Below are 17,849 nucleotides of genomic sequence, written 5' to 3' on the forward strand. Positions count from 1 at the left end.
GGTTCACGGAAATTCCCTCAGTGCAGGCGCACAAGTTAACAAATCCCGTCTATGGCGGGCAAGAGATTGCCCGCCAGTTTTGTAAATTAAGCCAAACTCTTACGCATGGCTGCAATCACTTCAGCGTAGTCCGGGGTATTGAATATGGCAGACCCAGCGACAAAGGTATCTGCTCCAGCTGCAGCAATTTCGGCAATATTGTCACGATTCACACCACCGTCGATCTCAAGGCGAATATCAAACCCAGACTCATCAATCAACTTGCGGGCTTCTTTTAACTTGGTCAGGGTATTGGGGATAAACTTCTGCCCACCAAAGCCCGGGTTCACCGACATCAGCAGGATCATATCCAGCTTATCCATTACATACTTGGCCGCATCGAGGCCACTGGCTGGATTGAACACCAGCCCGGCTTTACAGCCGAGACTGCGGATCAATTGTAGGGAGCGGTCCGGGTGACGAGAGGCTTCTGGGTGGAACGTAATATAGGTAGCTCCGGCATCGGCGAACATGCGAATCATTTCATCCACCGGCTCCACCATCAGGTGCACATCAATCGGAGCCTCAACACCGTGTTTGCGCAGGGCCTGACATACCATAGGGCCAATCGTGAGATTTGGCACATAGTGATTGTCCATCACATCAAAATGCACCCAGTCCGCTCCGGCTGCCAACACATTGTCCACTTCCTCACCCAAACGTGCGAAATCTGCGGAGAGAATAGAGGGGGCGATCTTGTAATCTGACATCAAAATATCCTTTGGTAACTCAACTTTCGCCAGTCAGTCGGCGATCTAAATTTTCCAGGCGCTCGGGGGTTCCCACATCGCACCAGTCCCCCTCATAGAGTTCAGCTTGTAGCTTATCCTCATTAAAGGTGAACACTTCCCCAAGCCCAAAGCATTCGCGACGCTTAGGGTATTCAGTGAGGGTTTCAGCTCGCAGCCAGCTAATACCCGCAAAGGTATAGCGGGGCTTGGCTGTACCCGACAGCAAGCCACCTTCTATGCCAAAATCTCCATCGGGGTTATGGGGAGGATTAAGGACCATCAAAAGGCGTCCAGGGCAAGACTCCGGCAGCGGCCTCTCGATCCATTGCGACAGGTCATAGTCACACCAGACATCACCATTAACCACTAGAAATGATGAGTCGCCGATCAGTGGCAGCGCCTTGAGAATCCCACCGGCAGTTTCCAGTGGCTCCTCCTCATGCTCAATGGAGTAGTGAATATCCAACCCCCAGCGGGAACCAGAACCGAGCTGTTGACGAATTTTGGGTCCCAAGTAGCCCAGGTTAATCACGACCTTTTGCACACCAATAGCTGCCAAGCGCTCAATTGCATATTCAATCAGAGGCTTACCGGCAATCGGCAACAGAGGCTTTGGAGTTTGGTCCGTCAGTGGGCGCATACGGCGCCCAAAACCTGCTGCCAATACCATGGCAGTCAAAGGGGAATTCTCTTTGGGTTTGCTCATTAAATTAATCTGTACAGTTTTCGTACGGCCTACTGCGGCTGGTCACCGGCACAGCGGTAATCGGTGTACCAGGGCAAAGGCTCTATCTGCGGCAGCAGGGTGCCACTGAACCAATCGGTAAACGGCTTCAGCTCTGGGTAGCGCTCAGCGGTTTCCAAAACATAGCGAATCACCAACGGCAGGTGCTGTAAGTATCCCTGTTTCCCATCACGCAGACTGAGGCGTGGGAACAGACCCAGCACTTTAATATGACGCTGTAACCCCATCCAGTCGAACCAACGAAGATAAAGTTGTGGGTCCACAGGCTGCATAACACCCGCCGCTTCAGCGGTCGCGACGTAAGCCAGCACCCAGCGCTCTACCCGCTCGCGGGGCCAACGGATATAGCAATCTTTGAGCAGAGACACCAGATCGTAGGTGGCGGGCCCCCACACTGCGTCTTGAAAATCGACAATCCCCGGCCTTTCCCCGTCGCGGATCATCAGGTTGCGACTGTGGTAATCCCGGTGAACAATAGTGTGAGGCTGTTCCTCTGCACTATTGAGCAACAATTCAAAGGTTTGCTCCAGCAGCTTTTCTTCCCGCTGTGAAAGCTTGTAGCCAAGTAGCTCTCGCGCCAGCCACTCAGGCATAACCTGCATTTCCTTAAGAAGTAGTTCCCGACTATAAGCTGGGAATAATTGTTCCTCAAAAGGGATTTGCTGCAGGCATAAAAGTTCACTCATTACCTCTGCGTAGAGTCCCTCAACACTGTCGCTGTTGAGCACGCTATATAACTGGGTATCCCCCAAATCTTCCAGCAGCAGGTACCCCTCCGCGGTGTCTGCAGCAATCACCATCGGAGTATGGATACCGTTGCGGCGCAAGTAATCAGCCAGAGCCACAAAGCGGGCGGTGTTAGTCAATTGGGGAGGAGTATCTACCGCAATCAGTGACGGCTCGGTTAGAGTGCGAAAATAACGGCGAAATCCAGCATCTCCCGCCAGGCTCGATAAATCAGCCGGAGCCTCCATACCCAGGGCCACGCCAACCCACTCACTCAAGGCATTGCGTCTGGGATCGGAATCGATCTCGCACCCTTGCTCAACTTCACTGCTCGATCTTAGGCTCATCTTATATTCCAACTGTTTCTAGCTGCATTTTAACCCCGAGCCTCTCTGCGTCCAGAGACGCCATCACTATTTATTGGAGTCCCTACTTTGCCTCAGGTAAAAACAGAACACGAGTTCCAGGTAATTTGCGTTTCGAAGCTGAGCCTCTAGCTGCAACATTACGACCTCAGTACGGCTATTAACCACATCTACATTCAAGTAGAATCGGACGATGATTTTGCGCGCCCCGGCTCGAAAGCTGTCGCACGTATCCATCGATAAAGAAACACTAAAAGATAGCTGGAACATATCGTTTGATGCTTGAAGTCTCCCGGTGGCGTCGCCTCGCTCTGGCGATTGCTAATAACTCCCAAGCCCGCTCCATCGCTCTCGGCCTGATCGCTGCTCAGCCCTTGTGGGCGCAAGCCAATCAGGGCGAACCGTATCCTGATCCCGACTACAACCCCTATTTGTACTTGGACTGGCTGCCCCGCTCTGAGCTAACCCCGGAGGAGCTAGCCAATTTACCGGCGGTGTGCTCTGGCGCCTTTGTGGCCCCTCCGCGCAACTATCCCGGTTCTGACCTGCCCCCTGGGGAGGCCCCGCTCAGAGCCACTGCTGAGAAATCCCAGTGGCTGGAAGATGGTTCAGCCGAGCTGAGCGGGAATGTACATATTACCCAAGGTTACCGACAGCTCTTCGCCGACCAGGTCAAACTGAATCGCCCGGAAAATATCGCTACTTTAGATGGTGCGGTTGAGCTTCGGGAGCCAGGTTTACTGATCCGCGGCTCCTCCGCTGAAGTCCATACCGAAAGCGAAGCGGCCTCTATTGAGGATGCTACCTATGTGGTACACGATGCTTTTATTCATGGGGACGCCGAGCTAGCTGCACGTCAAACCAGTGGTGAGCTAACCCTGACAGAGGGCACATATACCCGCTGTGAGCCCGGGCGTGAATTCTGGCAACTTACGGGCCGCGAGATCAATATTGATGAAGTAGAAAGCCAGGGGACTGCACGGGATGTGCGCCTGGAGATTCTGGACGTTCCTGTCTTATACCTGCCGTATTTCCGCTTTCCTGTAGGCGATGCGCGCATGTCCGGCTTCCTGTTTCCCACACTCAGCAACAGCGATAAGAATGGCTGGGACCTCTCCATTCCCTACTACTGGAATATTGCCCCGCAGATGGACGCCACCATTTCCCCGCGTTACATCCAATATCGCGGAGCCGGGCTAGAGGTTGAGTTCAGGCACCTGGCAGAAATGTTTAGTACAGAAATCCGTCTTGCCGATCTCCCCGACGACGATGGCGGCAATAATGACCTTGCCCAGGACCTGATTGATGAGGGCTTCCCTGAGGACCTGGTTCTCCCCTACAAAGGTGATGACCGCTGGCTGATCAGTTTGGAGCAGCAAGGGGGCTACAGCGGTAGCGTCTGGCGTACCGATATCGACTACACCAAGGTCAGCGACCCAGACTATTTCCGTGATTTAAGCACGGCCAACCTCGATATCAATGCAGAAACCCGAGTTAGCCAGAAAGTTCAGGGGCAACTGCGCAGCGAGCACTGGCAAGCAACGCTACGTACCCAAGACTATCAGGTACTGGAAAATGACGCCTTCGATACATTTGCCCAATACCCCCGTTTTGATATAGACGGCGATTACCGCTGGGATGACTGGCTGTTGACTATGCAGAACGAAGTCACCAGCTGGGATCACAGTGACACACAAACCATAAGGTTTATTGAAGACACCGATGACCCCGACAGTGTCACGACTCAAACACGAGACTTTATCACTGCAGATCGGCTGCGCCTCGACTATGAATTCTACTGGGATAAAGAGTGGCTCTGGGGATATTTCAAGCCGGGAGTTGCTGGTCGCTACCTCGCTTACAGTGTGAGTGACCTGTTTCTACCTGAGGATGCCGACGACACCCCCGATGCGGCTGCTGCCCAGTTTATTCTGGATACTGGGCTCTACTTTGAGCGCGATAGCCACCTATTTAACCGCGACTTTATCCAGACGCTGGAGCCACGGTTGTTTACCCTGATTAGTAGCAATGCCGATCAGAGTGATTTCTTTAATATCAGTGATGATGCCGAGGATATCGACCCAAATAGTAACAACTTGTTATACGACACATCACTTTACACTTTCAGTTACGACCAATTGTTCCGCGATAGCCGGTTTACCGGTAATGACCGAATCGACGATGCGGACAGAATTGCCCTTGGCCTGACAACCCGCTATATCGATCCCGTTAGTGGTCGGGACCTCTTCTCAGCCAGTGTCGGGCAAGTCTATTACTCCAGTGACCGACAAATTGGCCGTGACTCTTACATTGAGGATACCCAACGGTCAGAGCTGGCTGCACGAATCGAAAGTCGCCCTTTCGAATCCCTCCGTTTGGGGACTGAGCTGGTCTATGAAGATAGTGAGCACAATATTAATCGCGGTAATTTCAGCCTGCGCTATCTTGACGACGATTACCGCATCTTTAACTTAAGCTATTACTACGAGCGCCCGGACGCAACGGATGACGATGATGAGGACGAAGATGAAGATGAAACCGTGAGCCAACTAAACGCCTCAACTGTCCTCCCACTTGGTACTCATACCTCACTCATGGCTGGTGCCAGCTATGATCTTACTTTGAATCGGGAACTGGAATACCTGGCAGGAATCGAATATGACGACTGCTGCTACCGTACCCGACTGGTGTGGCGACGCACGCTGGACAATGATCTCGCAGGGGTTGTATCTGCTGAAGACCTTGAGTATGACGAAGGTATCTATCTTGAAGTCGAACTCAAAGGGCTAGCAGGCTTTGGTTCAACCGTGACAGAAATGCTGACCCAGGGGATTGCCAACTTTGATCAGAGAGAAGAGCTGAAACAGTGATGAGAATAATTAAGAAATTCATACCGAAGCTGGGCCTGGCACCCGTACTGGCAGCTGGCGCTCTGATCGCCGCCACTGCCACCGCACAAGTCAGAAACCTTGACCGGGTAGTTGCTGTTGTTGATGACGATGTTGTGATGGCCAGTGAACTGGCCCAGCGCATGAATACCATCGCAAGCCAAATCCAAGCACAACAGGTGCAGGCTCCTCCAGTGGATGTTTTGCGCCGCCAGGTTCTCGAACAACTCATTATCGAGCGTTTGCAACTGCAAATGGCCTCTCGCGCAGGTGTCACCGTTTCTGAATCGGAGCTGGACCAAGCTATCGCCCGTGTCCAACAAAATGCCGGAGTCAGCCCCGAAGAGTTCCGCCAACGCCTGCTCGCTGACGGTATGAGCATGAAGAGCTTTCGTCAGCAAATTCGCCAGGAACTGATGATTCGCCGGGTTGAGCAAGGCAGCGTTAACCGCCGGATCCAGATTACTGACCAGGATATCGATAACTTCCTGCGCTCCAAGGAGGGGGAGTTTTGGAAGTCCCCTCAATTTGAACTGGGCCATATCCTGATCCCCGTGAGTTCCAGCGCTCCCACCAGCGAAGTTACCCAGGCACGGGAGAAGGCTGAAGACCTAGCCCAACAGGCCAAAGACGGCGCTGACTTCCGCCGCCTGGCAATCGCAAACTCTGCCGGCCAGAATGCCCTCTCCGGTGGCGACCTGGGTTGGCGCAAGACCGTCGAGCTTCCCACTCTTTTTGCCGATGCCCTCACCGACTTAAAAGCCGGTGATGTTACCGAGCCTTTCCGCAGTGATGCCGGCTTTCACCTATTAAAGATTCACGCGCAGAAAGGCGCCAGCGAGCAGTTGGTGGAACAGACAAAAGTTCGCCATATCCTGCTTAAGCCATCCGCTATTCTTACCGATGACCAGGCTTACAATAAGCTGATTGAGCTCCGTGAAGAGGCCATGGCCAGCGATAACTTTAGCGAGCTCGCGCGCGAGAACTCAGAGGATATAGGTTCTATGCTATCCGGTGGCGATCTTGGCTGGTCTATGCCCGGACAGTTTGTGCCAGAGTTTACCCAGGCTATGGATGCAACTGAGATTGGCAGCATTAGCCTGCCTTTCCGCAGCCAGTTCGGCTGGCATATCCTGCAGGTTGAAGATCGGCGCAAGCAGGATATGACCGACAAATATATCCGCAATCAGGCAGCCAACTTGCTGCGCAACCGCCGCTATGAAGAGGAACTACAAAACTGGCGTCGTGAGATTCGCGACCAGGCGTACGTTGAGATCAAATTGCCGGACTCTGAGACCACCGAGGACTCAGGAAACCAATAGTAAGCCGCTTTTTCAGCGGTAAAGACCGGGCCCTGTGCCCGGTTTTTTTTTGTAGCTACAGGAAAGTTATATAGCAATGGCTCCTAAAATTGCCTTCACCCCCGGAGAACCTGCAGGTATTGGCCCTGAGCTCGCCGTGAAGATTGCACAAGAGAGTTCTCCTGCACAGATTGTCGCAATTGCTGATCCCCAGCTACTGACAGATACCGCTGCGGCATTGGGGTTGCCTCTTCAGCTCCTTCCTCTGTCCAAAGCAGGCACAGAGGGAACACCTGCCGGTGCTCTCTACATACTACCGGTCTCCATAGCCGAGCCTGCTAAACCCGGCCTACTGAATGCAGTCAATGCACCCTATGTATTGGAAACTCTTTCAGTTGCGGCAGAGGGTTGCCTGGCCGGCCAGTTTGATGCCGTGGTTACAGGGCCCGTACACAAAGGCATTATCAATGATGCCGGCACTCCATTTAGCGGCCATACAGAGTTCTTTGCTGAAAAAGCCGGTGTTGAGCGTGTCGTTATGATGCTAGCAGCAGAGGACCTTCGAGTTGCTCTGGTGACAACTCACCTGCCCCTCAAAGAGGTGAGCGCTGCTATCACCCCCCCGCTTCTAGAGCAGATTATTACCATCCTCGACGCCAGTTTGCGGGAACATTTCTGCATCTCCAATCCTCGTATTAGCGTTTGCGGCCTCAACCCCCATGCTGGAGAAGGGGGACACTTAGGCCATGAGGAAGTAGAAATAATTGAACCCACACTTGAACACTTGCGCCACCAAGGTATATCACTGAAAGGTCCACTTCCCGCAGACACTCTTTTTACCCCGCCGCATTTGTCGGAATGTGACGCCGTTTTAGCTATGTATCACGATCAGGGGCTTCCAGTGTTAAAATTCAAGGGTTTTGGCCACGCCGTCAATATCACTTTGGGGCTACCCTTTATCCGCACTTCAGTAGACCACGGCACAGCTCTCAATATCGCGGGCACAGGCATTGCAGACTGCGGCAGCCTCAAAACCGCACTGTCTCAGGCTGTGGCGATAGCTAAATTGCGCAGTGCCTAAAACTTGCTTGGAGAAAGAGTGAACCATGCCCTCACCACGTGAGCGCAGTGAAAGGCCCTAAAGGGTATCCAACTGAAATGCTCACTAGCACCCCAAGGCTTAACCGCAAAATTAATCATCCAGGTTACAGATATATCAATGGATAACTTCTTTCAACACAAAGCCCGCAAACGCTTTGGACAAAACTTTCTCGTCGATGAAAATATTATCGAGCGCATTGTTCGTGCGGTAGGCCCTAAAGAATCAGATACGCTAGTGGAAATTGGCCCGGGTCAAGGGGCAATTACAGAATTACTATTAAAACGCTGCCCATCTCTAACCGCTGTCGAACTGGATCGCGACCTGATTCCGATGCTGGAATTTAAATTCAGGGAATACCCGGAATTTAGCATCATTGAAAAGGACGCATTAAAATTTGACTTTGGCACCTTTGCTGGAGATAAGCAGCTACGCATTGTCGGTAACCTTCCATATAACATATCCACACCGTTACTGTTCCATCTGCTCAGTTTTCGCGGGCAAGTCCAGGATATGCATTTTATGCTGCAGAAAGAGGTGGTAGATCGGCTCAGCGCTACGCCTTCGACTAAATCTTATGGGCGACTTAGCGTGATGGTTCAATATTACTGTCGCGTACAGGGCCTGTTCCCTGTACCCCCGCAGTCTTTCCGGCCCGCCCCTAAGGTGGATTCTGCCATCGTGAGATTGGTTCCCCACAGCACTCTGCCATTTACCGCAAAAGATGAAGGATTATTGGAAAGAATCGTCAATATAGCCTTCCAGCAGCGCCGTAAGACCCTGCGCAATGCTTTAAAACCCCTATTCCCGGATCTCGACCCCGAGCTGCTACCCATTGATGCCGGCCGCCGAGCAGAAACCTTAAGCGTCGAGGACTTTGTTAAGCTGGCCGACTACTGTACAAACTTGCAACAACAATAATTATTTTTCACATTATTGGGGGGAACCTTGGCAACTTACGCCATCGGAGATATTCAAGGATGCTTTGCAGCTTTTCAAAGCCTTCTTAAGAAAATCAATTTTAGTGCTGACCGTGACAAACTCTGGCTTGCCGGAGACTTGGTTCACCGGGGTGAGGATAGCCTGAGCACCCTTCGCTATCTCTATCAGCACCGCCAGCAGGTTACAGCAGTGTTGGGCAACCATGATCTCCATTTACTGGCGATCGCCCATGGCGCTAAATCTCTGTCTGAAAAAGAGCACGACCTTGCCAAGGTTTTAAAAGCAAAAGATTCTGATAAGTTACTGGAGTGGCTACAAAGCCTACCCCTTCTAGTACATAAGAAGGGGTACACCATGGTGCATGCGGGTATCCCCCCCATTTGGAGCGTTACTAAAGCGCAAAAGCTCGCCACTGAAGTGCATAAGGCCCTCGCCGACGAAGCTATGGCAAAGGCATATTTTTATGGCATGTACGGTAATGAGCCACACTGTTGGGATGATCATTTGATCGGCATCGAACGCCTGCGGTCCATTACCAATTACTTCACAAGAATGCGATTTTGTAAGGCTGATGGCACTCTGGATCTAATCAATAAAAAGGGGGTCCAGGCCTCTCACGGTGAATACCAGCCATGGTTTAGCTTTCCCAATCGAAAAACCAGAAATGACAAGGTTATTTTTGGGCATTGGGCTGCCCTGGAAGGCCGCGCAGATACTGAGAATATCTATGCCCTAGACACAGGTTGCGTTTGGGGAGGGTACCTGACTGCAATGCGATTAAGTGATGAAGAATTTTTTTGTACAGACTGCAGCTTATAAAAATCACTTCGCCCTGAAGCCTAAAAGAAGAATTTAAACCGACCGAATCTAAAAAAATAAACTGACAGTTATCACCTGGGAGTGTAACTGTCAGTTTACCTAGCTTGAATAACCTTATAAGCCATAAGTTAATTGATCCAAAGCAGCTCCTACACTCGACGGTTTCCCATCAAGTAAAAGCTCAATAGAATTAACAAGTTCCGCTGCTCCTTCCCTCTGGCTGAGAAGCACCAAGAAAGTATCAGCGCCTTTTTCTCCGCCGCCCTCGACCTCTAGACGAAAACTGCTCCACATTGAAAAAATATTTGAAGGATCAGTATTTTCACCTTGCAGAAACAGGTCAATTGCTCGATGTATGAGCAGACCACAGCTATAATACAGATCAAACCTGCCCCTGTTAGCAGCCTCAACCAAAGGAATCTCTTTTACACCTTTTGTGCAACTTTCCTTAAAAGCCTTAATTTTATTAGAGACATATTTTGATGACTCGGGATACAAATCTAATAAAGCCAGCGCGGCTAACCAATCCGCATTCCCTTCATGTAACCACGTTTCATTTGCATCACCATACAATCCTGTTTCACTACCCTGCTGGTATAAATGTGCGACCTCATGAGCAAAAAACCAAATGGTTTCATTAATAAAGTTAGGGTCGGAAAATTTCCCATCAAGTTCATTCATATTCCAATGCATAAAAACCTGATGTGGCAAGGTCCCCCCCTGCCAAGAGTTATCGTCGACATTCGCATATGATGCATACAAGGCCGGCTTTGTTCCACTTAGTGCCCCAAGCCTTTGCTCAAAATAACTCATTAACCTGGGAATATCTGACTCTAAAGACAATCTCAATTTTTCCGGCAAACCGTTATCAATAACAGCTACAACACTAGCTGTATTTATAGGTTCTTGAGTTCCAACATAGATATTCATTCCATTATCACGATCAATCCAGCTGGCGGTCCCAACATTTATCTTCCCGTTAATGATCATATGCTCACCTGGGGGAACTTGCATAGTTATTCGCCAGGCTTTTACTTTATCATCACAGTTGTCAATACAAGCAAAAAAGCGGCCTGTGTATATCAGGCTTCCACCATCTGAATACGGGGAGAAAGGTGCATAGTCTTTGGGAAGAGATATATAGCTAGGCGTCAAATAAATTTCAATGTGTTCGAATGAACTTCTATCTTTTCTAACCAGAAACTCTTCACCATCCATAGAAACTAATTCAAATTCTGGTGACACAGACTTCCAGTGTTTTATACGAGAGGCATCCGGGTTACGTACAAAGCTAATCCGGCTTGCCGGCCTATCCATTTGATAGGTAAGCTTCCAGAGCTTATCGCCCTGCTTCTCAATCGCGATATCCACCCCAGATATATCTTCAGCTAAAGCTGAAAAACCAGTTAAAAATAACAGTAAAAACTGAATATATTTCAATCTTAACTCCTTTTAGATTGAGAAAAATAAATAAAAATTGAAGTAATAAATGCTTCCATATATTGATAACTATCAATACAGAGTTATACATACAACCAGACAGACAAATAATTCTTATTCTTCGCTAATCAGAAGCGTTCCAGTCAATCAACAGGATTGTATTTATCAGTAGCTTAATGGCCCCTTAAACCAAGTACTGTTGACATAATTTTATTTAGAACATGAAAAGAACTCACCGCTTGCAACATCTGCAAGGAGCTACGCAAGCAATGAGTATTATTAGATTGATAGAAAAACCTAATCATCTGTGGGCAAAAATAGGATCAAATCTCCTTGACTTAATTTTGCCTAATCTGCACTGTACCCTTTAGGATTTTTATACTGCCAACGCCAAGTATCTTTCACCATACGCACTAAATCATACTCAGCTTTCCACCCCAACTCTGTTTCAGCCAGGTCTGGATCTGCATAGCACTCTGCAATATCTCCGGGTCTCCGTGGAGCAATGTTATAGGGGATTTCCTTCCCACTGACACTCTCGAAAGCACGTACGACTTGTAAAACAGAACTGCCCTGTCCCGTCCCCAAATTATGGGTATAACAACCCTCAGAAATATCTTCTCTACAAATTAAATTCAGCGCCGCCAAGTGTCCGCGAGCCAGATCAACTACATGTATATAATCTCGAACTCCAGTACCATCGACGGTATCATAATCACCACCAAAAACCTGCAACTGCTCCAATCTACCTACTGCCACTTGGGAAACATAGGGTAGTAAGTTATTGGGGATACCACTGGGATCTTCACCAATAGTCCCACTTTCATGGGCTCCAATCGGATTGAAGTAACGCAACAAGCTCACTTTCCACTGGCTGTTCGGTGCAGCACAAAGGTCTCGCAACATGTTTTCCACAATCAACTTACTTGAGCCATAGGGGTTGGTTGCGCCAGTAGGGAAATCTTCTTTAATTGGTACTGTTTCAGGATCACCATAAACCGTTGCCGACGAACTGAAGATCAGGCGGTGAACCCCAAACTCCTCCATCACCTCGCATAAGGTCAAGGTCCCAGCTACATTATTCTGGTAATAGCGCAGTGGCTGCGCAACAGATTCACCAACTGCTTTTAACCCCGCAAAGTGAATTACAGCGTCAATCTTATGATCAGAGAATACTTTGCGTAAACCTTCCTTATCACTAATATCCAGATTGTGAAAAGGAATATCTTTGCCAGTAATTAATTCAACCCTCCGTAGGGCTTCCTCACTGCTGTTCGATAGGTTATCCACAACTACAGGCTCAAAGTCGGCAGCAAGCAACTCTATGCAGGTATGACTGCCAATATATCCAGCACCTCCAGTCACCAAAATCGACATTTCCATTCCTCAATATTTTTCTACTACCCAATATGGGCTGTAGTAAAGCGTAAAACAGCCGCCCAATTCAACCTATATAAGTGACATTCCACTGTCTCATTCAAAGGGAAAGCTATGCTGGAAAAGCTGGGGGGCATTCAATACTTACTCCAGCAAAGAACAAGGTTCACAGCGGCAATAACGATAGTGCTTCACGCCAAGCGTATCCCAAACACGATCTGGACTTTACAGCTCATGCATCGCTCGTCCCATTTGGGCAAGAGAAGCCAAGGGCGTACGACATCCTAACCAAAGCAGGAAACTGAGCTAATTCCAGTAGGCTACAGGGAGGTAGACACCATGACAATTTTCAATCACTACTTGGAAAGATACGAATCTATCCAGGACGAGGAACTCAGTATTCAGGAATACCTGGAGCTGTGTAAGACAGACCGCAGTGCCTATGCGTCACCAGCTGAGAGGATGCTGATGGCCATTGGCGAGGCCGAACTGGTAGACACCTCACGGGACCCGCGCCTGTCACGTATTTTCTGTAATAAGGTTATTAAGCGATACAAGGCCTTCAGTGAATTCTATGGTATGGAGGAAGCCATAGAGCAAATTGTCTCTTTCTTCCGACATGCCGCACAGGGTCTGGAAGAGAAGAAGCAAATCCTGTACTTGCTAGGTCCTGTTGGTGGCGGAAAGTCATCCCTTGCAGAGCGGCTAAAAGCCTTGATGGAGCAGGTGCCCATCTATGCAATTAAGGGATCGCCAGTATTTGAATCTCCCTTGAGCCTTTTCTCTCCTACTGAGGATGGCCGCATCCTTGAAGAGGACTACGGAATTGCACGTCGATACGTTAACACTATTATGTCTCCCTGGTCTGTTAAGCGATTGCATGAATTTAAAGGGGACATCAGTAAATTCCGTGTCGTAAAAATTCGTCCTTCTATTCTCGATCAAGTTGCCATCTCAAAAACAGAGCCCGGTGATGAAAATAACCAGGATATTTCATCACTAGTTGGCAAAATCGACATTCGTAAGCTTGAGGATTTCCCCCAGAATGACCCTGACGCCTATAGCTTTTCTGGTAGTTTATGCAGGGCCAACCAGGGACTGATGGAGTTTGTCGAGATGTTCAAAGCGCCTATCAAGGTGCTTCACCCCCTACTAACTGCAACACAAGAAGGAAATTACAACAGTACAGAGGGATTGGGGTCAATTCCGTTCAACGGTACAATCCTCGCTCATTCCAATGAATCAGAATGGCAATCCTTCCGCAATAATCGCAACAATGAGGCTTTCCTGGATCGTATTTATATCGTCAAGGTGCCCTACTGTGTAAGAGTGCAGGAAGAAATACGAATCTATCAGAAACTGCTAGAAAATAGCTCCTTGTCAAAAGCGCCCTGTGCACCAGACACCCTGCGGATGTTGGCGCAATTCTCTGTATTATCGAGAGTTAAAAACCCTGAGAACTCCAGCCTTTATTCAAAGATGCGTATCTATGATGGTGAAAACCTAAAGGATACCGACCCCAAAGCAAAAACCATTCAGGAGTACAGGGATAATGCAGGGGTAGACGAAGGCATGAACGGACTATCCACCCGTTTCTCCTTTAAGATCCTCTCAAAAGTTTTTAATTTCGATGCTACTGAGGTGGCGGCAAATCCAGTCCACCTACTCTATGTTCTGGAACAACAAATAGAGCAGGAGCAATTTCCACCAGAAGTGCAAGAGACTTACCTCGGGTTTATCAAGGAATATTTAGCTCCAAGATACGTAGAATTTATCGGTAAGGAAATCCAAACAGCTTACCTGGAATCCTACGCTGAATACGGCCAAAACTTGTTTGATCGCTATGTCACTTACGCTGATTTTTGGATACAGGACCAGGAATATCGCGATCCCGAAACCGGTGAAATACTGGATCGCGGCGCCCTTAATGAAGAGCTTGAAAAGACAGAAAAACCTGCAGGAATTTCCAATCCAAAAGATTTCCGCAATGAAATAGTCAATTTTGTTCTCCGCGCCAGGGCTAACAATCAAGGAAAAAATCCCGACTGGAGATCTTACGAGAAACTACGTGCCGTTATCGAGAAAAAAATGTTCTCCAATACGGAAGATCTTCTGCCAGTTATATCCTTTAATACCAAGGCCTCAGCAGATGATAAACGCAAGCATGCAGACTTCGTTGCGCGTATGGTTGAACGGGGCTATACCGAGAAGCAGGTTAGACTGTTATCCGAATGGTATCTACGAGTGAGAAAATCTCAGTAGTAAGGTTTTCCTCTATTAAGGTCACTGGAAAAATACGAGGAAGCCAAATCCGGATACTGATTAGATCATTAACTTTTAGTGAGCACTTGAGTGATTTCACAGCATCTCATCGGGACCCTCAATGGCTCGCTATAGTGAAGATACCAACAATTGTGTTTGGTGGATTCAGCAGGAAATATTCTGAATAGATTTATGGCGATGGATGCCTGTGAGCTTTATTCAGAACAAAGGCAGAAATATGAGCTATATCATCGACCGCCGCTTGAATGGAAAGAAAAAGAGTACCGTTAATCGGCAGCGATTCTTAAGGCGCTACAAAGCTCACATTAAGAAAGCTGTCGGCGACGCCATGAATAGCCGCTCTATTATGGACATGGATAAGGGAGAGCAAATCAGTATCCCTACTCGGGATATCAGCGAACCCTTATTTTCTCACGGTAGCGGTGGGCACGTAGAGCGAATTCTACCCGGAAACAAGCAATTTACTGCTGGTGATCGTATCCCTCGTCAAGGTCAGCGAGGCGGTGATGGAAATGGTGGTGGTGCCAGTGATAGCGGGGAAGGGGTTGATGAATTTGTCTTCCAGATATCACAAGAAGAGTTTCTGGACTTTATGTTTGAGGGGCTCCAGCTGCCCAATATGATCAAGCAACGCCTGGCCGGCAACGAGTCTTTTCAAATAGTACGTGCCGGAATTAGTAATGAAGGAACTCCAGGTCGTCTCAATGTGATCCGCTCACTCAGGGCTGCCCATGCAAGACGCATCGCCTTGACCAGTAATAAGCGAAGAAACCTGCGCAATTTAGAGGAAGACCTATCCCAAGAAGAAAACAAAGATACTGCTCTGCGAGACCAGCGCAAAATTGAGGCTCTTAAAAACCAAATCGCCGAACTTCGCAGCCGTATCAATCGAGTCCCTTTCCTCGATGATTTCGACCTGAAATATAACCTGCTGATTCGACAACCAAAACCTCGATCTAGGGCAGTGATGTTTTGCCTGATGGATGTATCCGGCTCGATGAACCAAGCCACAAAGGATATGGCCAAACGCTTCTTCTTACTTTTATATTTGTTCCTACAGCGCAGTTATGAATATACAGAAGTCGTTTTTATTCGACACCACACTAGCGCCAAAGAAGTTGATGAAGAGGAGTTTTTCTATTCACGGGAAACTGGCGGCACCATTGTCTCAAGCGCGCTCAAATTAATGCGACGTATTATAAGAGATCGCTACCCCGCCAGCGAATGGAATATCTATGGAGCCCAGGCCTCAGATGGTGATAACTGGAACGATGACTCCAGTACCTGCCACCGAATCCTTATCGACGATATTATGCCCCATGTGCAGTATTACTCTTATGTGGAAATCACTCCCAGAGATCACCAGGCCCTGTGGGAAGAGTATGAAAGTGTCCGCACTTTATTCCCTGATCACTTTGCTATGGAGCAGATTGTCGATGTACAGGATATTTATCCGGTGTTCCGACAACTGTTCCGCCAAAAGGTGACTGCCTGATGCTCGACAAATTTGCCAGTGGCGCTGAAGCACCTGAATCTGAGTCGCGTCAGCCCATATCAACAAGCTCAGAATGGACTTTTGAATTAATTCAGGAATATGATCGCGCCATCGGCGCACTGGCAGAAGAATTTGGGTTAGATACCTACCCAAATCAGATTGAAGTTATCTGCTCCGAGCAGATGATGGATGCCTACTCCTCGGTAGGAATGCCAGTGGGTTATCACCACTGGTCTTTTGGCAAGCAATTTATCAGCGTGGAAAATAATTACCAGCGCGGATTGATGGGGCTGGCTTATGAAATAGTGATTAATTCTAATCCCTGCATCGCTTACCTCATGGAAGAAAATACCATGACAATGCAGGCTTTGGTGATTGCTCACGCCTCCTATGGGCACAACTCTTTCTTTAAAGGGAATTACCTGTTTCGCTCCTGGACAGATGCCAGCAGTATTATTGACTATCTGATCTTTGCCAAAAATTATATTTCCCGCTGTGAAGAGCGCTATGGGCTTGATGAAGTCGAGGCCATTCTCGACTCCTGTCATGCCCTAATGAATTACGGTGTAGATCGCTATAAACGCCCTTACCCAATCTCGGCTATTGAAGAAGAACGCCAACAGCAAGAGCGAGAAGAGTACCGCCAAAGACAGCTCAATGATTTATGGAGGACCATCCCAAAACTCGGTGACGGTATAGAGGAGACAAAGGAGAAACGCTTCCCCGAAGAGCCTCAGGAGAATATCCTGTACTTTGTTGAGAAAAATGCCCCTCTACTGGAAAACTGGCAACGGGAACTGGTGCGCATTGTACGTAAGCTGGCCCAATACTTTTATCCACAGCGGCAAACCCAAGTAATGAATGAGGGCTGGGCTACCTTCTGGCACTACACTCTCTTAACCGAGCTGTACAAGCGCGGGCGGGTGACTGAAGGCTTTATGATGGAGTTTCTACAAAGCCACACCAATGTTATCTACCAACCCTCTTTTGACAGCCCTCACTACAGCGGTATCAATCCCTATACCCTGGGCTTCAGTATTTTTACTGACTTACGGCGTATCTGTGAAAGCCCCACTGAAGAGGATCGCCGCTGGTTCCCAGACATTGCTGGAAGTAATTGGCGTGAAACCCTTCAGTTCGCCATGCGCGACTTCAAAGATGAAAGTTTTATTTTACAATTCCTGTCTCCCAAGGTTATGCGAGACATGAAACTATTTTGTATCAGCGACAACGATAAAGAGAACGATATCATTGTCAGCGCAATTCACGATGAGAGCGGTTATCGCCAGTTAAGGGAGAACCTTGCGGGACAGTACAACCTGGGCAATCGGGAACCGAATATCCAAGTATATTCAGTAGATACCCGTGGTGACCGTTCACTGACCCTGCACCATACGCAGCACCGCCGCCGACCTCTCGGTAAAGATACAACAGAGGTGCTAAGGCATCTTCACCGGCTATGGGGCTTCGATGTTCACCTGAACAGTTTGAACGGGGATCAAATAACGGCCAGTTGTCACTGCCCGGAGCAAGGTCGGGACCGACCGGAGGGTGAAGAGGAGTCCATGCTAATACCAAAACCCATTTAGGTTTCAGCAC

General features: G+C 48.7%; 13 protein-coding genes. 8 read left to right on the forward strand and 5 right to left on the reverse strand.

The genetic code is table 11. The features are described from left to right. Positions 1–86 precede the first annotated feature (86 nt). The 3 genes from rpe to ACYX4J_RS19375 are packed head-to-tail and all read right to left on the reverse strand — an operon-like array spanning position 87 to position 2,588. Positions 87–749, reverse strand: coding sequence for a ribulose-phosphate 3-epimerase (rpe, locus tag ACYX4J_RS19365; protein WP_444892691.1), 663 nt, complete (start codon positions 747–749; stop codon positions 87–89). 19 nt (positions 750–768) lie between these two features. Continuing rightward, on the reverse strand, positions 769–1,476 hold the full coding sequence (locus ACYX4J_RS19370) for a nucleotidyltransferase family protein (protein WP_445359380.1): 708 nt from the start codon (positions 1,474–1,476) through the stop codon (positions 769–771). Positions 1,477–1,505: 29 nt separating this feature from the next. Next, positions 1,506–2,588 (reverse strand): aminoglycoside phosphotransferase family protein, encoded by a 1,083-nt coding sequence (locus tag ACYX4J_RS19375; RefSeq protein ID WP_476177333.1) that lies wholly within the window; start codon positions 2,586–2,588, stop codon positions 1,506–1,508. 296 nt (positions 2,589–2,884) lie between these two features. Between ACYX4J_RS19375 and ACYX4J_RS19380 the strand changes: the two genes are divergently transcribed. The 5 genes from ACYX4J_RS19380 to ACYX4J_RS19400 all read left to right on the forward strand — a co-directional run bounded on the left by ACYX4J_RS19380 (position 2,885) and on the right by ACYX4J_RS19400 (position 9,655). Continuing rightward, positions 2,885–5,476 carry an LPS-assembly protein LptD gene (locus ACYX4J_RS19380; protein WP_476177334.1) on the forward strand — a complete coding sequence of 864 codons (2,592 nt, stop codon included), beginning with the start codon at positions 2,885–2,887 and terminating at the stop codon, positions 5,474–5,476. Next, positions 5,476–6,816, forward strand: coding sequence for a peptidylprolyl isomerase (locus ACYX4J_RS19385; RefSeq protein WP_475708862.1), 1,341 nt, complete (start codon positions 5,476–5,478; stop codon positions 6,814–6,816). The genes ACYX4J_RS19380 and ACYX4J_RS19385 overlap by 1 nt, the downstream gene beginning before the upstream one ends. Positions 6,817–6,892: 76 nt before the next feature. After that, entirely contained in the window at positions 6,893–7,876 is a 984-nt protein-coding gene (gene pdxA / locus ACYX4J_RS19390; RefSeq protein ID WP_475708863.1) for a 4-hydroxythreonine-4-phosphate dehydrogenase PdxA, read from the forward strand. A gap of 138 nt (positions 7,877–8,014) precedes the next feature. Beyond that, positions 8,015–8,815: a 16S rRNA (adenine(1518)-N(6)/adenine(1519)-N(6))-dimethyltransferase RsmA gene (rsmA, locus tag ACYX4J_RS19395; protein WP_445355140.1), complete on the forward strand. Its 801-nt coding sequence runs from the start codon at positions 8,015–8,017 to the stop codon at positions 8,813–8,815. Between the two features lie 27 nt (positions 8,816–8,842). After that, positions 8,843–9,655, forward strand: a complete 813-nt coding sequence (locus ACYX4J_RS19400) for a symmetrical bis(5'-nucleosyl)-tetraphosphatase (protein WP_475708864.1) — start codon at positions 8,843–8,845, stop codon at positions 9,653–9,655. A gap of 114 nt (positions 9,656–9,769) precedes the next feature. Here the strand turns inward: ACYX4J_RS19400 and ACYX4J_RS19405 are convergent, their stop codons facing one another. Next, complete coding sequence (locus tag ACYX4J_RS19405) at positions 9,770–11,095, reverse strand: gluzincin family metallopeptidase (RefSeq protein WP_476177335.1); 1,326 nt, start codon at positions 11,093–11,095, stop codon at positions 9,770–9,772. A gap of 348 nt (positions 11,096–11,443) precedes the next feature. After that, positions 11,444–12,472 carry a UDP-glucose 4-epimerase GalE gene (gene galE, locus ACYX4J_RS19410; RefSeq protein WP_475708866.1) on the reverse strand — a complete coding sequence of 343 codons (1,029 nt, stop codon included), beginning with the start codon at positions 12,470–12,472 and terminating at the stop codon, positions 11,444–11,446. 339 nt (positions 12,473–12,811) lie between these two features. On the opposite strand from galE, the gene ACYX4J_RS19415 reads away from it, so the two are divergent. From ACYX4J_RS19415 to ACYX4J_RS19425, 3 genes are all read left to right on the forward strand, one after another. Beyond that, positions 12,812–14,734: a PrkA family serine protein kinase gene (locus ACYX4J_RS19415; protein WP_413664238.1), complete on the forward strand. Its 1,923-nt coding sequence runs from the start codon at positions 12,812–12,814 to the stop codon at positions 14,732–14,734. A gap of 238 nt (positions 14,735–14,972) precedes the next feature. Further along, positions 14,973–16,250 (forward strand): YeaH/YhbH family protein, encoded by a 1,278-nt coding sequence (locus ACYX4J_RS19420; protein WP_476177336.1) that lies wholly within the window; start codon positions 14,973–14,975, stop codon positions 16,248–16,250. Then, on the forward strand, positions 16,250–17,839 hold the full coding sequence (locus ACYX4J_RS19425; protein ID WP_476177337.1) for a SpoVR family protein: 1,590 nt from the start codon (positions 16,250–16,252) through the stop codon (positions 17,837–17,839). Before ACYX4J_RS19420 ends, ACYX4J_RS19425 begins: the two co-directional genes overlap by 1 nt. Positions 17,840–17,849: the final 10 nt, after the last annotated feature.

It is taken from the genome of Microbulbifer sp. ABM4_008 (assembly GCF_056311705.1).

Excerpts from the sequence above, each read along its gene's own strand:
- rpe (WP_444892691.1), bottom strand. The coding sequence starts at position 749 with ATGTCAGATTACAAGATCGCCCCCTCTATTCTCTCCGCAGATTTCGCA.
- ACYX4J_RS19370 (WP_445359380.1), bottom strand. The coding sequence starts at position 1,476 with ATGAGCAAACCCAAAGAGAATTCCCCTTTGACTGCCATGGTATTGGCA.
- ACYX4J_RS19375 (WP_476177333.1), bottom strand. The coding sequence starts at position 2,588 with ATGAGCCTAAGATCGAGCAGTGAAGTTGAGCAAGGGTGCGAGATCGAT.
- ACYX4J_RS19380 (WP_476177334.1), top strand. The coding sequence starts at position 2,885 with ATGCTTGAAGTCTCCCGGTGGCGTCGCCTCGCTCTGGCGATTGCTAAT.
- ACYX4J_RS19385 (WP_475708862.1), top strand. The coding sequence starts at position 5,476 with ATGAGAATAATTAAGAAATTCATACCGAAGCTGGGCCTGGCACCCGTA.
- pdxA (WP_475708863.1), top strand. The coding sequence starts at position 6,893 with ATGGCTCCTAAAATTGCCTTCACCCCCGGAGAACCTGCAGGTATTGGC.
- rsmA (WP_445355140.1), top strand. The coding sequence starts at position 8,015 with ATGGATAACTTCTTTCAACACAAAGCCCGCAAACGCTTTGGACAAAAC.
- galE (WP_475708866.1), bottom strand. The coding sequence starts at position 12,472 with ATGTCGATTTTGGTGACTGGAGGTGCTGGATATATTGGCAGTCATACC.
- ACYX4J_RS19415 (WP_413664238.1), top strand. The coding sequence starts at position 12,812 with ATGACAATTTTCAATCACTACTTGGAAAGATACGAATCTATCCAGGAC.
- ACYX4J_RS19420 (WP_476177336.1), top strand. The coding sequence starts at position 14,973 with ATGAGCTATATCATCGACCGCCGCTTGAATGGAAAGAAAAAGAGTACC.
- ACYX4J_RS19425 (WP_476177337.1), top strand. The coding sequence starts at position 16,250 with ATGCTCGACAAATTTGCCAGTGGCGCTGAAGCACCTGAATCTGAGTCG.